Genomic DNA, 16976 nt, shown 5'->3' on the forward strand with positions numbered 1-16976 from the left:
GCAACCATGAGTGAATCGTCAGCTATGACGGATCAGGAAAGCCTGATCGAGTCGTTCACCAAGAGGATCGCAGCGCTCGAGAGGGAGAACAGGGCACTGGCTGAGGAGGCCGAGGCCCTCCGCATGGAGCGCGAGGAGGCCAGAGCGAAGCTCTTCGAGTCTCTCATATCCAACAAGAAGTATCTGCGCGAGCTTGAGCGTCTTAAGAAGGAGAACGCTCTGCTGAGGCGCATGCCGCTGTTTCTGGCCACAGTGATAGAGGTGGGCGACGACTACGTCATGCTCAGACAGCATGGGAACAACCAGGAGTTCATAACCACAGCTCCTCCGGAGATAATGGAGAAGCTGCAGCCGAACAGCAGGGTTGCAATAAACAACTCCCTGACGATAGTGAGACTCCTGGAGAGATCTGTGGATGTCAGGGCGAAGACAATGGAGCTGATAGAGGCTCCGAATGTGACGTATGATGATGTTGGAGGTCTCGACGCTCAGATACAGGAGATACGCGAGACCGTTGAGCTTCCGCTGACAAGGCCGGAGCTCTTCAGCAACATAGGAATAGAGCCGCCCAGGGGGGTGCTCCTCTACGGGCTCCCGGGCACCGGCAAGACACTCCTTGCCAAGGCTGTTGCGCACCATGCCAGGGCAACGTTCATACACATGTCGGGAAGCGAGCTGGTCCACAAGTTCATCGGAGAGGGCGCACAGCTGGTGAGGGACATATTCCAGATGGCAAGGGAGAAGGCACCATCAATAGTCTTCATCGATGAGATAGACGCTGTGGGAAGCATCAGGACGCACGACGGCACAACAGGCAGCGCAGAGGTCAACAGAACCATGATGCAGCTCCTGGCCGAGATGGACGGCTTCCGGGAGAGAGGGGATGTCAAGATAATCGCTGCAACAAACAGGATAGACATCCTGGATCCAGCTCTCCTCCGGCCTGGCAGATTCGACAGGATCATAGAGATACCAATGCCCAATGAGGTCGCGAGGCTGAAGATACTTGAGATCCATACGAGAAAGATGAAGAAGGCCGATGATGTCGATCTCTCAGCCATAGCGAAGCAGACGGATGGAGCGAGCGGCGCTGAGCTGAAGGCCATTGCTGTCGAGGCCGGAATGAACGCGATACGGCGAGAGGCCACTGTGGTCAACATGGATGACTTCAGACAGGCCGTGAAGAAGGTTATGGGTGAGGAGGAGAAGACCGACGAGTCTCTCAGGATGTTCTACTGATCCTGAGAGCTCAGCAACCTATTTTCAGAGGATCCCTATCAACCTCCTGTTCGGGTATCTGCGAATGCTGCCGCATGCGTTTATCAAACAGGCTTTATACCAAAGAGCTGGATTTTGAGGATCCTATTCAGGATGCTCCCAGTGCATGCCCTGATTGTGTGCTTACAGAAGGAGAGATCTCATGCAGGGCTGCGATCTCTCCCTGAAGCTCGGAACGATGTGGATCGCCCGAATTTCTGGATGCATCCAATTCCATTTGTCATCGGTTAAGGATTTTCTGAAAATATATTGACCATGGAATTTGACAAATTGAGATCTCCCCATAGTGGAGAGTTTGATTCAAATCGACCGCTTGTGGGCTTGAGTCCTGATAGCAGTACTGAGGCGAGATAAGACCATTAAGTCCAATTCTACACATGTCGATCTTAACCGATGACGCATGCATCCAATTCAGAGCCGGCATGCACTCTGTCTTCAGATAACCCACCGCATGAGGTCGGATGGTGTCTGTAACCTGAAACAGATAAGCTCTTATTGATAAATTGCCTGTGAACCCCGCATGCGATGGTAAAGGCATCGGCTTTGGCATGCGCTTCTGTAGAACGAATGAGTGCTTCCAGCAGCCGGATTGCGCAACCTGCACCTGCCAAACAATGAGAGCGAACAAATAAAAAAAGCGGAGAGATTCTCACTCAATGTGTATTGCCTCAGATGGGCAGGCCTCTACGCATGTGCCGCACTCTGTGCACTTCTCCGGGTCGACCACTGCTATCTCCTCATCATCGAGTTTGATAGCCTCCTCCGGGCACTCCTCCACACAGGTTCCACAGCTCACACATTCCTCTCTGTTAACTACTGCAGGCATTACGAAATCCTCCAATTTGCCTTTTATCGGCCAGTAATCGTGGAGTAGGCAGATATGATATATACCTTTCGTCAGCAGCTTTTGCAATAAATGCGAATGCAGCATGCTGCACTGAGAATGGTGTGAGAGCAGGCTGATCAGCTGAGGTCCCTGTATCTCTTCCTGTCCCTGAGCTCCTGCTGCTTCGCGGCGTTCCAGCCGCTGACAGCCTGCAGGTATCCTGTTATCCTGCTTATGTGATCCACCTCAGCAGAGCCGCAGCGCGGGCACATCTCCTGGAGACCCGGAGATATTGCGCAGCAGCTCAGGCACACGGTCATATCCCTGGTGAACGCGAAGTACCCGATCTGAGTGCTCTTCGCGAGGTTCATCCCGAAGCTCATCAGCGACTCTGGATCCGGATCGTTCTCTCCCAGAAAGATGTGAAAGATGTTGCCCCCATCCACTATCGGGAAGAAGACATGCTCCAGCATGGCCCGCTCCATTATGGGGATGTCTGCGTTCACGCACACATGGGTGCCGTTTGTGTAGTAGACCGGCAGATCCCTTGTCCTGTGAAGGTTCTCCAGCGCTGTCCTGAGATCACCCTTCACAACACGCCTTGCGCACTCCCTGTACTCGTCATGCAGCAGATCCGAGACCGCAAAGCGCTGCGCAGTGGTCTCGGCTGGAGTCCTCGCAAGCGCGATGGTCATCCCGTGGTCCCTGCTCAGCTTTTTAACATAAAGCTGCATCTCGGTCATCGCCCTGACAGCAAACCGCCATGCATCCCTCGATTCATGCATCTGTTTACCTGTGTGGAACTGGACCATCTCGTTTATACCCACGACGCCTATTGTGTAGACGAGTTTCTCAAGATCCACAGCCATCGCGCCCTTCTCTCCGGTGACCGGGTCCCTGGGCCGCTGGGTGGCAAACGGCATCCGTCCGTTTGCTATGATCTTGTTCATCCATTCTCTTTTCACTTTGAAGATCTCCACTGAGACATCCATCAGCTCTTTTAGATACTCGAAGAGCAGCTCGTCCTCCCCGCGCGCCCTGTAGGCAGCCCTCGGGCAGTTCAGCGAGACGACCTGCCACGAACCCATCGAGAAGTGTTTTCCGTCCTTGAAGTAGAGCTTGTCCTCAAACTCGGTGTCGTTCTGGAAGGTGGAGGAGAACTGATACGCACAGCACTGGTAGCACGATATCCCCTTTCCAGCACCTCTGTACTCTGGGAGCTGGTTGTCGAAGTATGGCGCGCCGTACTTTGCAGCAAGCTTGAAGGCAAGCATGTACAGATCTCTGTAAGTCGGCAGATCCGGATGTGCACGGTTGAACTCCTCGTCCTCCTTCATGAAATCAGGCTCGATGCTTATCTCCGGCTTCGGGAAATTGAACGGCTTTCCCCAGTAATCGCCCTCCAGCATGACCTCCATCAGCGCCTTGAATGCGAGCCTCACCTCCCTCTCGAACTCGCCGTATGTTCTGAGGGGCGCCTGCTCCCCGTTCCATATCCTTCCTTTATAGACAGCAGGTTTGTCCTTCCAGATCGTGGGCACGCCAGGCGTGAGCTGGACTGAGGAGAAGACTAGCTGCCCGCCCCGCGCGACCATCATCTGGGTCATCTCGTAGACGAACATCTGCATGAGCTGCTTGATATCCGTGTAGCTCAACCCCTCCAGATACGGTGCCACAAATGTCAGGAAGTTGTAGAAGCCCTGCCCTCCTGCGAAGTTCGTCTGCGCGCTGCCAAGCGCCTTTACCGCATGGAGTATCGCCACCTCAGGCTTCTTGGCAGGACCCGCGACGGATGCCTTGGTCCCGCGCCCGTCAGGCATCAATCCGTAGTAGAAGAAGTACCTGAGATCATGATCTTGGCAGAACGGACGTGTGCCGAAGTATTCCAGATCGTGGATGTGGAGGTCCCCGGAGATGTGGTGATCTGAGAGGTGCGGGGGAAGAAGCAGGAGGTACTGCTCCTTGCTGATCTTGTCTGCCTTCTTCTTGTGCGACGTCTCCGCGTTGTCCTGAAGGTTCGCGTTCTCCCTCGACTCGAACCCTGTGCCTATATCGATGAGGTGAGCATCGTACACGGGTGTGCCTATTCTTGTGCATATGTTGCGCCACTCGGGATGATGCCTCTCGAGAAGAACCACGTTCACGATCTCCCTGACGAGGGGCCCTGAGAGGTAGCGGACGTTCATCCATCGTATCCTGCGCTCCACCTCCTTCGCGATCTCTTTTGCCTCATCCTCAGTTATGGCGGGCATTTTATAAAAATTCTCAGATAGCTTGGTCTCCTTGAGAAGCTGCTTCACTATCGCGTTCCTGTCCCAGTCGAGCAGATGCCCATCTGTGGTGCGCACCTTGGGCATCGCGGAGACAACAACACCCGTAAGGGTCAGCTGTTTGTTTTTCCCGTTCAACATCCCCACCCACGATATGTTTCGACAACAAAATCAGCGTATTCACAACCACCTCTTTATTGTTTTCGCCTGTGATTTGAACATAGAAAAATTATAATTATATTTCCATCGAACGTATTCGATTTACGTGTGTTTTACTATAATCACCATCAATATTAACACCATTAATAAAATAAATATAATAATATATTTAACTCTTGTTTTCCAGAGTTCATCTTTAATTGCACCGTAAATCGGACCTAGAATTATACCAAATATACTAAGAGCTAATAATATATGGTTGCCCCATCTTTCCCAAAAATCTTTTACTACAATCTCGTCATCTTTAAAATGGAATCGTTTTTTAAAAAGATAATCATCTGATATTATCGTAATAGCTGGCAGTGAGAACATTCCACTTTTGTTGAATTTCAAATATTCCTCTATATTTATTACTTCATTGTGATCCAACGAAACATTTTCAAACTTATTTTGATCCACATACTCACAGTAATCTGTATCTTCAAAGACTACTGTAATATTTTGGGTCCTATTACCCATACCACCCAAATAAGATATATCATATATTATTCTAACAATATCGTTTTTGGAGATGTCTTTTTGATTGATGTTTGCACCAACTTCAAATAGCGGTTCTGGTGGATTTATATCGATTTCTGTACTGTAATCCATATCAGCAAACGAAACATCATAAAACCTGAGTGTGGTCTTGATGTTGTACTTCCTTGTATCATTGGGCTTAACGGCGTACCAGTATAAAAGTCTTGATGGTTTCTGGAGCCGCAGGTCTCCAAATGTTATCAGATGCTTTTTTGGGTCATATGAAAATTTGAAACTATTTTCATAATCAGTCTCATTGATCTCAAAGATTCCATCAGAGGCGCTATTTTGACATATACTGAGGTCACCCCCCGTTAACACCTCATAAATCCTGGATATATTTTGTACATACAAACCCCTATCAATATTCTCGTGGATCCACAACCCTTTTATCTCGTCGGACGTAGCAGGTATTAACTCAGTAAATACAACTAAGGTATCCCCAGGATAATAACCATCATCGCTATAAAATCTTCTTCCCGGACATAGATATACAACTTTGTTTATTTTAATTGGATCACCTGCTTGATAGTACTGCCTTTCGATCGTTCTTGCTGTCGTTCCTGAAGATATAGAGATTGATGGGCTTGCAGCAGGAACTGCCTTAACAGCGGATTTTTGCTCAGATATGCCATAAACAATTCGATCCAATTCTTTTGTCTCTTCTGCAGTATAACGCAGTGACAAAGCTACTGGAGAGACCATCAGTAGTATCAACAACACATATATAATAATTTTTGAGTAAATATGCGTATTATCTACATACATCGCATCCATTTAAAATCCCCCACACATTTGTCGTGGTTGATCGTATATCTGCTGCTGTACAGCTGTAGCAACTACGCGATTGGTTGATAATACAACTATTGATACCACTTCTATTTCTTTCGACTATTCTATACAGATTGCTATTGTTGTAAATTCTATTAGTACCACTTATATTTATATTTTGGCTGAATTGAACACCTATTAAGCAATTTATTGTGTTTGAATAAATAATATTGCGTTCAACTGTATTTCTAAATGAGTCATTAAAAAATATAAACCCATCCGATGAATAAATAATATTATCCGAGATAATACTGTCGTTTAATTTGTCTGTACAAATTGCCTTGGTATAATGATCACTTCCTGAAGATTCCGGCGTCCTAATTGTAACCCCGCTTATTAGGATTCGCGAGGAGTTGCCGAGCTCAATTCTCCCGAATATTTCCGGCTTACTATCTGCAACAGCGGACTTAATAGAGAGATCATGTACACCCTCTATTTTTACGTCACCATCATACCTGCAGCCGCCAGGAAGCAGATAAATCTGCGTATTGTTTTTGACATAACCATTTATATTATCACGGCAATTCAAATATACACAAGCTCTGTTTACAGGAATAACTTTTCTATACGAACATCTTGCACCATTCGATCTCAAAACATCGACTTGGAGATTCGTATCATTATCTCCAGCATTCCATATTATGCTCGGAGTGCCTTGGCCACTTACAATACCATTACCATTCACAGACCATTGATATGTTGCATCGTTTATATTAGAGATTTCAGCTCTCAAGTTAGTTTGATTTACACAGTGTGTATTATCTGAGACGATTATGTCCAAAAATGGACATCGAGACTGGAGAGGCAGTCCGACTACTGCACGACCTTTGGGTATGGTAGACATAATGCCAAATACCCATTTTAGTTCGTCACCTCGTCTAACAGTATAATTTTTTAATTGCCACTCCGTACCTATAAACTCACACTGGAAAACATTATTTTTGTAGAATTTCATATATGTAAATGGTGCATCTTCCTTCCACCATCCAAACGTGAAATCATTGATATCTTCCGTTACATTCAACTTAATGCAAACTTCTCCTCTGCGTATTTCCTGAAGATCTATCGTATAATTATAAGTATTTTTGGTATTATCATAATAACTGTTCCAACAAATATCATCGCAGCACTCGATTTCGTACGGTTCCTGACCATGTGTCATAAAAGGATATGCGTATATAAAAAATATAAGTAGTAATATCATATATATAATAAATTGCATGCGGTGATGTTGATCCGGCCGTGCGCTTCTTGTGAATGGATGTGCACATACACCAACCGGCTTGCACGAGCTCGAAGTTGTCAAACACTTAAAAACTAACACCAAAAGTAGTAAATTACAAAACTGGATCATATGTCAACCACCCAAGCATTTAATATATGATACTAACAACTGATAACATATAATTCGAAACCGAACATTACACAATCTTATTGTATCGCGCTCACTTAATAAATAAGCCAGTCTGCCCAACATATCAACTGAGTAACCTTATTCCCTCCTGAAAATCCCTATCATCCAATCTGCTATATAAAACCACCGTTTGAATCTCGTGTTGTTAGGTTCTATCCCAAATTCCATATTAATGTTCCAGTCTGTAGTATTTTCGCGTTTCGATTCCAACAGTTCGATTCTCTTTATTCTTGTTCAGGTTAGAGATCATGTTGTGGGCTCGAATAACTGAATGGGCTCGCAGGAATCAGCGTGCACTGGTATAACGCCGCATGAATCCCAGGAGGTCGCATGCGACGTATCTCAAAGATATGGTGTACACAACCATTGCGTGATCCGTGATGCGCCGGGAGTACTCCCTCTCCTGAGTCTGCTCCCGAGATCATCGCGAACTGCGTGACCCCTCCACCCTTCTGTAAGCTTCCAGGAATGCATCGTTCTGCTCCGGCGTTCCCATGGTGACCCTTATGTGGTGGTTGTCAGAGCCAGGTATTCCCGAGCAGTCCTTTACAGATATTCCTTCTTTCAGAAGATCCTCAACTAGCGCGCTGGAATTCCTCTCGGTCTCCACATACAGGAAATTTGCATGCGATGGGGACGCCCTCAAATATCGAGCGACCCTTTCCCTCTCAGCCACGATCTTCTCGACGATCCTCCGCATGTGGTCTGTATCTCTCAGAGCTGCCACGCCGCCAGCTATCGCAGGAGCGCTTATGCCGAAAACCGGCGCAGCCCTGGTGTACTGCTCCACCACCCACTCTGGCGCGACCGCATACCCTATCCTGAGCCCTGCGAGGCCGAATGCCTTTGACAAAGTCCTTCCAACGATGAGGTTCTCGTACCTCTCGACCCACTCCGCATGGCCCACACCCGCGAACTCGGCGTAAGCCTCATCCAGAAAGACCATGGAGTCTGTGCCCTCCAGAACCTCCCGGAGCAGCTCATCATCTATCAACCCTCCTGTGGGGTTGTTCGGTGAGCAGATGAATGTGAGTGATGTATCCTTTGGAATCTCCCTCAGATTGCGGCCGAGCACGGGCTTTGCGCCGCAGAGCCTCGCTGCGAGCTCGTAGTAGGTGTATGTCGGCACAGGTATGAACACCGACCGGCCCCTCTCCAGGAAGAGCCTCGACACAGTGTCAATTATGCCATCAAGCCCTGCCCCTGCGATCACGAGATCCTCTGAAACGCCAAGGTACTCCGCAGCAGCGCTCAGAAACTCATCCTGCGACGGATACCTTCTCAGATCCGCGGAGCTCACGGCCCTGACGACCTCGGGAGACGGGCCGTACGGGTTCTCATTCCTGCTGAGAAATATTATCCTCTCAGCGGGTATGCCGTAAAGGCGCTCGACATCCATCATGCTGATCCCGGGATCGTCAGGTGTCAAGCTCTGCAGTGTGTCCACAAGGAGGTGCCGGTGGCCCATCACAGCACACCTCTTTTCCTGTGCATGCGCATTCTGTTTACACTCTTATCCATCTGATGACCTGCCCGAAGAGGCAGCAGCCGTGCTATGCACTCGTTTCGACTTATCTTCGACTGCGTCGAAGGCCTTGCGAGGGGTGAGTGCATTCAGCAGACTCCCCCCATGCCTCCAAGTTGATGAATACATAAGAGCGTCTGTTTATTGCTGATTCTGTTATCGCCACAACAGATCGCGATCCGGCATTATGCGGTCCAACAGGCCTCGTATCATCAGGCCGGAGAACTCATGCACCCATCTCCCAGCCGAGCCACTCCTTTATTATTATGTAGCTCATCTCGGGCGGTATGGCTCCGACCTCGGTGCATATCACATCTATGTACTGATGTGGTGTCACATCGAAGGCAGGATTTCTCACCCGGAGATGTTTGTACCTCATGTAGTCATCCAGAACCTCCTCAGGTCCCCGCTCCTCGATCTCGACAAGCTCCCCCATGAGAGTGTCCGGGCTGAACTTGTAAGTCTCTGCTGCCACCATGAACGGCTTCCTGGCCTCATGTGCGCAGAGAGCGATCTGTGATGTCCCTATCTTGTTGACGAGCGAGCCGTTGGCAGTTATCACATCAGCGCCGACAACAACAAGATCCACATCCTCGATGACGCTTCTGACTGCAGAATCCACAATCAGCTCTGTTGGAATGCCGACCTCATCAAGCCTTTTTATGGTCAGATGCCCCTGATACCTGGGCCTGGACTCGGTGGCTATGATTCTTATGCTCTTTCCATCCGTGTGAGCGCGCTCTATGACCGCCAGAGCAGCGCTTGAGTTGCAGTGAGTCAGTATCACATCCCCATCCCTGACCCTCCTGCTTCCGATCTCACCGATCCTCTCCACAGCCTTCAGGGATCTCTCTATGAAGCGCTCAGCATTTGCCACGATCTCTCTCCTGGCAGACTCGAGATCAGCAGAACGGTACCTCACCACCATCCTAACGGCATTCGATAGGGAGACGGCCGTTGGCCTGGTTCTTAGAAGCGTATCCGCAGCATTCTTCAGTTCCCTGTCGAACTCATCCAGACTCGAGACGTCGAGGGTCAGAGCAAAATCCCTCAGCGCAGCAGCTGCGGCACGTGCGATGAGCCCTGCGCCCCTTATCTCCATGCTCCTGATCTTCTCTGCGGTATCCTCTATCATGATTCTATGCAGCGCATCCTCCTGAGATCTATGTTGCGATGTACCAGGGGTTTCTCCGAATAAGGAGCAGAAGCCAGAAATTGAACCTTGCTGCTTTTGATCAGAGACACGCAATCCTTAATCGGACACGTCCATCAGAGATCCAGAGTCATCGAGATCATCGCGTTTCTCATCTCCATATCCTCTCAGCCAGCTTTGCGACCCTCTCGCCAAGCTTTCTGCATGTGTTCAGAGAATTATCATCAGGAGATCCAATTGCTATGGCGCCGTAATGCCCTCCGGTCTCCATCGGATCCCCTGCAACTACCATCCCGTGTATCATCATCGCCTGAATTATGGAGAGGATCGTCGTCTGATTTCCCCCCTCGATGCTTGCAGACGAGGTGAAGGCAGCACCGATCTTGTTCTCCAGCTTCCCCCTAACCTTCGCGCTTCTGTCGAAGAGCTGCTTGACCTCTGCCGCCATCAGCCCGTAGTATGTGGGCGAGCCGATCACTATTCCGTCGGCCGATTTGAGATCATCGAGCTGCACATCCTCTACCCTCTTGAGAGCAACCTCTGCTCCAGCATCCTTCGCCCCCTCCGCCACAGCTCTGGCCATCTTTTCCGTGTTGCCCGTGCGGGAGTAGTACGCGACCAGTATCCTAGCCATGATATTCCTCCGCATTGATTGTTTGCATTCATCATACTTAACTTTCTCTCATCGTGCATGCATATAAACGTTTGAAAAGGATGCGATACACAGGCAAAATTCGAAATACATTATATTTTTTAATTAACATTGTGTAGTTCACCAATCTGGAGGTAGAAGATCACAGATGTTCCACCTCAGAACAAATATGGTGAGATGTGCATGAAAATCGGGCGCAATGAGAATGTGGATTGATGGAGATTGGGCTGCGAGACGAGAGCAGGCTGGGCATCACACCGGTTGAGGTCGTACAAAACTGCGTCAGCAATCCATCTCGTCATGTGGATCACTCAGGCTCATGGCTTCCAGCAAGTTGTGCCCTCCCAGATGCTGGCTGTTCCGATATAAGTTCTCGAGCTCATCCATCTGATAACCTGCAGAAGAAACACTGGCCATCTATCCGTTCCTGGATGGTGAAAGGGTGCCTCAAGCAACCAGATTGCATGCCCTCAGGCTGCTAAGCATATAAGAGCACGAGTTCTATCTCACGGCCTTGATGCGCATCCACGACCTGAGCCGTTCATCCCCTGGCTCCAGCCACATGCCCTCCTCAGGGTTCAGAAGCGAGTAGTGGACGCTCGAGTTGTACATCACCCCTCTGTAATAGGCTGCGTCGCTCCTGATCGATCCGAGGTTCACGAAGTTCTGCGCGCTATCCACCACTGCGGACTCTATCGCTGTGTATCCATCCTCCGTTCTGACCACAACCCACATGTGCTCGCCGAGCGGATGATCCTTCGCCCCAACCATCAGATACGCGTCGTAGCCCATTCCTTTCAGAAAAGACCAGCAGACCTGCGATGCGTTGGAGCAATCAAACACGCTCTCACGGTATCGTGGGATGTAGATGTGCTCCTCGAGAAGCCTCTCCAGGTCTCTGCGGTCTGTGCTGTTGTCCATCTCCAGGTGAACATATCTGGATGGCTCACATCTCCTCACGATATAATCAACAGGCACACTGAGATTGATCGAGTTGGCCGCTGCAAGCTCCTCAGGATCTCTGTACACAATTCCAGTATACCATTCATCCTCAAAGACCTGCGCCCCCACTGCCCTGTCGGGGTTAAGAGGGTTGAGCGAGATCGCCTGCCATTCATCACCGTCCTTCACAGCGACCCATATGCTGCCATGCCTCTGCATGATAACAGGGGTGTATCCAGCACCCTTCAGGAGATAAAAGACAGCAGCAGGTCTCAGGAACAGATCCTGAGGAAATGAAACATCAATGCCATCGTATGATAGAAGCCCTCTCTCAGATACCGTGTGATTCGTGTGTATCAGAAACTGACCGCCGGTCAGGTGTGATGGGTCTGCGTACCTCCAGCTCGAGAGCAGATCTGAGAGGAGGAGCGACCACGTGTCATTGCGCCTCCCTCTTTTAACCAGAGTCGTGGATCTGTCGGTCTCTGAGATTGTTCTCAGAATGTCAAACAGTATCCGGGTATCGCCGGAGCACGACTTCATCGAGGCGATGTATGTGCGATCCGTGGCGGGAGAGTACCACACTGCAAAGGTCTTCCTAGTGCTGCATCCCGCGAAGCTGTAGTTGATATCAAGAAAGCTCACCTCAATATCTCTGATGCGGGAGCTGTAGCGGCTCACGGATCCAACCACAAGACCGTTGCCGGTGTACAGCTCTTGGATTGCATCAAGGTATTTCTCAGGCCCGACGCCAGCATCCCTCAGCCAGAAGAGGTTGAACATCAAGCAGTGCGCCTCTGTGGTCAGCACCCCTGACCCCTCGTTTCCCCGAACGGTTGCATTCCCGATAATGATGGAGAAGTCGGGCGCCTGAAGCGCAAGGGAGGAATCGATTAGAAGCCCGATGAGGAGAAGCATCTTCAAATGCATTTTGTATCCCTAACGCCTCTTTCTGTAGAGCTCCCTCATCACCTCTCTGTGCATTGTGGCCATCATGTCTCCCTGGATGCCCATGAGGAACAGCTGGAACCCGACGATGATCAGTATAGCGGTCAGGATCGTCAGAGGTATGTGCTCCACCCTTCCGTTGAGCCAGTCCCTCACGACGTATAGACCGAGCATAAATCCGACAGATCCAAAGATAGCACCCATCAGCCCGAAGTAGAAGAGAGGATTCTGTGTCTTGGCGAGCCTGTAGATCGTTAGCATGATCTTCGGGCCGTCTCGGAGCGGGCTGAGCTTGGTCCTGGTTCCACCTGCTCTCGGCAGGTACGTTATCGGTACCTCCACGATCCGGAGGCCCTTCTTCAGGCTCTCTATCGTTATCTCCGACTCGATCTCGAAGCCTGTCATTGAGAGATCCAGGCTGGAGATACCCGATCTGGTGAACGCCCTGTATCCGGAGAGTATGTCCCTGAGCCTCACCCCATAGATTATCCCGAATAGCAGGTTGATGAGCCAGTTCCCCACCAGGTTCAAACGCTTCAGCGATCCGCCCCTCAGATTGGAGAACCTGTTACCTATGACGTGATCAGCTCTGCCCCTCATGAGTGGATCCAGAAGCCTGTCAACCTCTGACGGCAGATACGTGCCATCGCCATCTATGAGCACGATGTACTCCTTGTCTATAAGCCCGAAGGCCTCGAGGAGGGCCTGCCCCTTCCCGGATCCGCTCTGGACGATCACCCTCGCGCCGGCTTCCCTCGCCAGATCAGGGGTGCCATCTGTGCTGTGCCCGTCGATCACGAGGATATCCTGGAAGCCCATGCGTCGGAAGTCCTCTATGACTCCCCTGATGGACCCCGCCTCGTTGAGCGTGGGTATAAGCACACAAACATCGTCTCTCTTCAATTCCCGCTCCTCATTGCGCTCAGGATCATGTTCTCATACATGCCCGCTATCTCCTTCACGTCATCCTTCACGCTCTCCACGTAGATCCGGATCAGCGGCTCGGTGTTCGATGGTCTTATGAGAACGGTGTGACCCTCCCCCATCACCTTTATGCCATCGGTGGTGTCGGGCTCGAGATCCGAGAGCCTCTCCAGGAGTCTCCTCATCAGAGCCGGTGCATCAGCGATATCCTTCAGCCTTATGCTCTTCTGGATGTATGGATAATCAGGTATCTCGTCAGCCATATGAGAGAGCCGCTCCACGGCCACGATCTCGGCAAGCGCCAGGCTCATGGCGAATGGATCGTCGGAGTACTGAAACTCGGGAATGAAGAAATGACCGCTTCTCTCGACGCCGAGAACCGCCCCCGAGTTCTTGACCCTGTTGGCCACAAATACATCACCAACCCTCTCACGCTGCACCTTTATCCCGTAGCGCTCGAGCTCCCTCTCCAGTATCATGGAGCAATCGAAGCCTGCAATGACCAGATCTCCTGGTTTGTAACGCCTTCTCGCGATTATTATCGCTATCTTTTCAGGGGGCAGAACTCTCCCTCTATCATCGATCACCATCCCGCGGTCTGCATCTGGATCAAACCCCACTCCGAAGTCCGCGCCTGTGCTGATAACCTTCGCAGCAGCGTCTCGAAGTGATTCTGCTGTTGGCGCGGGCCCTCTCCCCGGAAACCTTCCGTCCATGGTCGCATTCAGGAGCTCCACATCGATTCCGGCTCTGGTGTATACAGGAGAGATGCCGCATGCAGATCCGTTGCCCGTGTCGAGCACGACTCTGAGATCTCTGGTTATCTCGACCTTCTCTGCAGCATAATCTCCGTACTCGATAATTGCCCTGTCAGCGTCCTCCACGGTCAGGCTTCCATTTCCAGACCTGAACCCGCCTCCTGTGTATATATCCACAATTCCGGCCTCTCTGTAAAGCATGCCATAGCCATCGCCGGTTCGGAAGCGTATGCCGTTGTACTCAGGTGGGTTGTGAGAAGCAGATATGTATGCTGCAGCTCTTCTCCCACTCCTCATGGTCACGTATCCCAGAATCGGTATTGGTATCACGCCGTAACTGTGAACATCCACGCCTGTCCCGAGAACGCCCCTGAGAAACGCACCCTCCAGCGAGGGGCCGCTGGTCCTGGTATCCCGGCCCAGAGATATCGCCCCGCCTGAGAGATAGGTGCCAAAAGCGGCACCGACGCGCATCGCAACGTCCTCTGTCAGCTCATCTCCGTAGATGCCCCTAACATCATATGCTCTGAAGATCACAAAAGGCTGTGATCGCCGAGATTAAAAATAGTTTTCGAGAGACGCATCGGTAAGCCCAGGAGATAGCAGGAGTGCTGACGATACAATTCGAGACCAAAGAAGAACTGTCCTGTATAGGCGGTGATGATAATGGTAGCCCGGCCAGGATTCGAACCTAGGTAAGGAGGTCCAGAGCCTCCCGTGATTGACCGCTACACCACCGGGCTGCCTGTTTCTTCTCGTTGCAGAGGTGTCATATTAATCTATCGATCGAGCTGCAGGGACAGGCATCATGCTGCTCAGGTCTGCATCTGCTCATGATCGTCTCCGCTCTTATCCATCTGATAACTTGCCCGAAGAGGCGCCACTCGTGCTATGCGCTCGTGGCGAGCGAATGAGTGGATTCAGCAACAAGCTTGCATGTCTTTCAAGCTGCTGAACACATAAGAGCGATCGTCGCCTGTGCACTGATAGGTCGCTACCCATGATCTCCGACAGCATCCTCTTTCAGGCGGTCGCATGCCACTGAATGCCTATCCCTGAAAGGCCACACGGCTGCAATCAGTGGATCCATACCACCGGTGGATCCAGCTGACTCAAAGCAGGTAATCCGCGATCCTCTCTGTCAGAGGCTGATCGCAGTAGAAGCACCGCAGAACGACCGGGTTCTTCCCCTTCACCAGCATCTTCGGCTTTATCGGCTCATTGGTGTTTGATATGCAGCTCGGGTTCTGGCAGCGCACAACTCCCACTATCACATCCGGTAGATCGACAGCGTATTTCTCCACAACCGCGTAATCCCTGACTATGTTTATAGTCGCGCCCGGAGCTATGAGGGCTATCTTGTTGACCTCATCCTCCCTCAGCTCTCTGTCCTCGACCTTCACTATATCCTTCTTGCCCAGCTTTCTGCTGCCGACATTCATTATCACGCTGACTGTCGCATCAGTTGTCCCGGAGATGCCGAGAATCTTGAGCACATTCAGCGCCTGACCTGCCTGTATGTGGTCTATGACGGTTCCAGACCTGATGGGGCGGACCTTGAGCTCTCTCTCCGCCATTGTTCAATCCTCCAGGATCATCTTGAGCAGGGCCATTCTCACAGGCACGCCGTAGAAGGACTGCCTGAAGTAGACCGCATGTTCTGTCTCATCTATAGACGGGGATATCTCATCAACTCTGGGGAGTGGATGCATTATCCTGAGCTCCGGCTTTGCGCCCTCCAGGTCCCTTGTGGTTATGCTGTAGCTCCTCGCCACCCTGTTGTACTCCACTGGATCCGGAAAGCGCTCCCGCTGGATTCTTGTAATGTAGAGCACATCGACCTCTTCTATGACCTCTCTCAGATCAGAGACCTCTGTCACCCTCGTGCCCATTCTTGAGAGATCCCCGATTATCTGTTCAGGCATTCTCAGAGTTGGGGGTGATACCAGGTATATGTCAGCTCCGTAGAGGGAGAGCGCGTATGCGAGAGAGTGAACTGTCCTGCCGTACTTCAGATCCCCGACGAGCGCGATTGAGAGATCGTCGAGATGGCTCTCTTTTTTTATTGTATACAGATCGAGAAGCGTCTGCGTTGGATGGTGGCCTGCACCGTCACCGGCGTTCAGGACCGGAACTGGCGAGAACTCTGCGGCGAGCCGTGCCGATCCCTCCTTCGGATGCCTTATAACTATGGCATCCGCGTATCCACCGACGACCCGTATCGTATCTGCGAGCGACTCGCCCTTGGCTATGGAGCTCGCCTCAGCCGAGCCCAGGTTTATTGTCCTGCCGCCGAGCCGCTTCATCGCAGTCTCGAATGACATTCTGGTGCGCGTGGACGGCTCGAAGAACATCAGCGCGAGGATCTTCCCATCGAGAATGTCAGATCCCTTTCCGCGCGCGTACGGCTCGAGCGACTCCGCGGTCTCCAGGATCTCGTCGATCTCCTCCCTGGAGAAGTCCTTCATGGAGAGCACATGTCTCCTCTTCAGCATGCTCGCTTCTTCTCCAGGGAGGGATATAATGCTTCTCTCAGCCCTGTGGAGGTTCCTGCCGGATCGATACGCTCACCAGATGACGTCCCCTTATCGGTTTGGCGCTTGAATAGCTGATGTGCTGCCAGGAATCAGCAGGCACTTGCACAACACCGGATGAATCCGTGGTCGCATGCGCCTTAATCATACGTGTTTACAATCCATGCGTGCACAGATGGCATA

Annotated in this window: 13 protein-coding genes and 1 tRNA gene; 1 reads left to right on the top strand and 13 read right to left on the bottom strand. The window is 50.9% G+C overall.

All coding sequences use genetic code 11. From position 1 onward, the window contains the following. Positions 1–6: 6 nt before the first annotated feature. Positions 7–1239: a proteasome-activating nucleotidase gene (locus QHG98_06405; protein MDH7597350.1), complete on the top strand. Its 1233-nt coding sequence runs from the start codon at positions 7–9 to the stop codon at positions 1237–1239. A gap of 688 nt (positions 1240–1927) precedes the next feature. On the opposite strand, the gene QHG98_06410 is transcribed toward QHG98_06405, so the two are convergent. The 13 genes from QHG98_06410 to pyrB all read right to left on the bottom strand — a co-directional run bounded on the left by QHG98_06410 (position 1928) and on the right by pyrB (position 16754). Further along, positions 1928–2104, bottom strand: coding sequence for a 4Fe-4S binding protein (locus QHG98_06410; GenBank protein MDH7597351.1), 177 nt, complete (start codon positions 2102–2104; stop codon positions 1928–1930). 137 nt (positions 2105–2241) lie between these two features. Next, the gene (nrdD, locus tag QHG98_06415; GenBank protein ID MDH7597352.1) at positions 2242–4512 is read right to left on the bottom strand and encodes an anaerobic ribonucleoside-triphosphate reductase; all 2271 of its coding nucleotides are present in this window, start codon (positions 4510–4512) and stop codon (positions 2242–2244) included. Between the two features lie 123 nt (positions 4513–4635). After that, positions 4636–5817 carry a hypothetical protein gene (locus QHG98_06420; GenBank protein MDH7597353.1) on the bottom strand — a complete coding sequence of 394 codons (1182 nt, stop codon included), beginning with the start codon at positions 5815–5817 and terminating at the stop codon, positions 4636–4638. Between the two features lie 49 nt (positions 5818–5866). Next, on the bottom strand, positions 5867–7105 hold the full coding sequence (locus tag QHG98_06425; GenBank protein MDH7597354.1) for a hypothetical protein: 1239 nt from the start codon (positions 7103–7105) through the stop codon (positions 5867–5869). A 673-nt stretch (positions 7106–7778) separates the two neighbouring features. Next, complete coding sequence (hisC, locus tag QHG98_06430; protein ID MDH7597355.1) at positions 7779–8825, bottom strand: histidinol-phosphate transaminase; 1047 nt, start codon at positions 8823–8825, stop codon at positions 7779–7781. 283 nt (positions 8826–9108) lie between these two features. Further along, positions 9109–10017, bottom strand: a complete 909-nt coding sequence (locus QHG98_06435; protein ID MDH7597356.1) for a ribose 1,5-bisphosphate isomerase — start codon at positions 10015–10017, stop codon at positions 9109–9111. 169 nt (positions 10018–10186) lie between these two features. Further along, the gene (locus QHG98_06440; protein MDH7597357.1) at positions 10187–10669 is read right to left on the bottom strand and encodes an NAD(P)H-dependent oxidoreductase; all 483 of its coding nucleotides are present in this window, start codon (positions 10667–10669) and stop codon (positions 10187–10189) included. A gap of 519 nt (positions 10670–11188) precedes the next feature. After that, positions 11189–12559: a hypothetical protein gene (locus QHG98_06445; protein MDH7597358.1), complete on the bottom strand. Its 1371-nt coding sequence runs from the start codon at positions 12557–12559 to the stop codon at positions 11189–11191. A gap of 9 nt (positions 12560–12568) precedes the next feature. Next, positions 12569–13480: an S-layer glycoprotein N-glycosyltransferase AglJ gene (gene aglJ / locus QHG98_06450; GenBank protein MDH7597359.1), complete on the bottom strand. Its 912-nt coding sequence runs from the start codon at positions 13478–13480 to the stop codon at positions 12569–12571. Continuing rightward, positions 13477–14796, bottom strand: a complete 1320-nt coding sequence (locus QHG98_06455) for a phosphoglucomutase (GenBank protein MDH7597360.1) — start codon at positions 14794–14796, stop codon at positions 13477–13479. Before QHG98_06455 ends, aglJ begins: the two co-directional genes overlap by 4 nt. A gap of 130 nt (positions 14797–14926) precedes the next feature. Then, positions 14927–15002: transfer RNA gene (locus tag QHG98_06460), tRNA-Gln, on the bottom strand. A 369-nt stretch (positions 15003–15371) separates the two neighbouring features. Next, positions 15372–15836 carry an aspartate carbamoyltransferase regulatory subunit gene (gene pyrI / locus QHG98_06465; protein MDH7597361.1) on the bottom strand — a complete coding sequence of 155 codons (465 nt, stop codon included), beginning with the start codon at positions 15834–15836 and terminating at the stop codon, positions 15372–15374. Between the two features lie 3 nt (positions 15837–15839). Beyond that, complete coding sequence (pyrB, locus tag QHG98_06470) at positions 15840–16754, bottom strand: aspartate carbamoyltransferase (protein MDH7597362.1); 915 nt, start codon at positions 16752–16754, stop codon at positions 15840–15842. Positions 16755–16976: the final 222 nt, after the last annotated feature.

This window comes from Methanothrix sp. (genome assembly GCA_029907715.1).
In the GTDB taxonomy this organism is placed as follows: Archaea; Halobacteriota; Methanosarcinia; order Methanotrichales; family Methanotrichaceae; genus Methanothrix_B.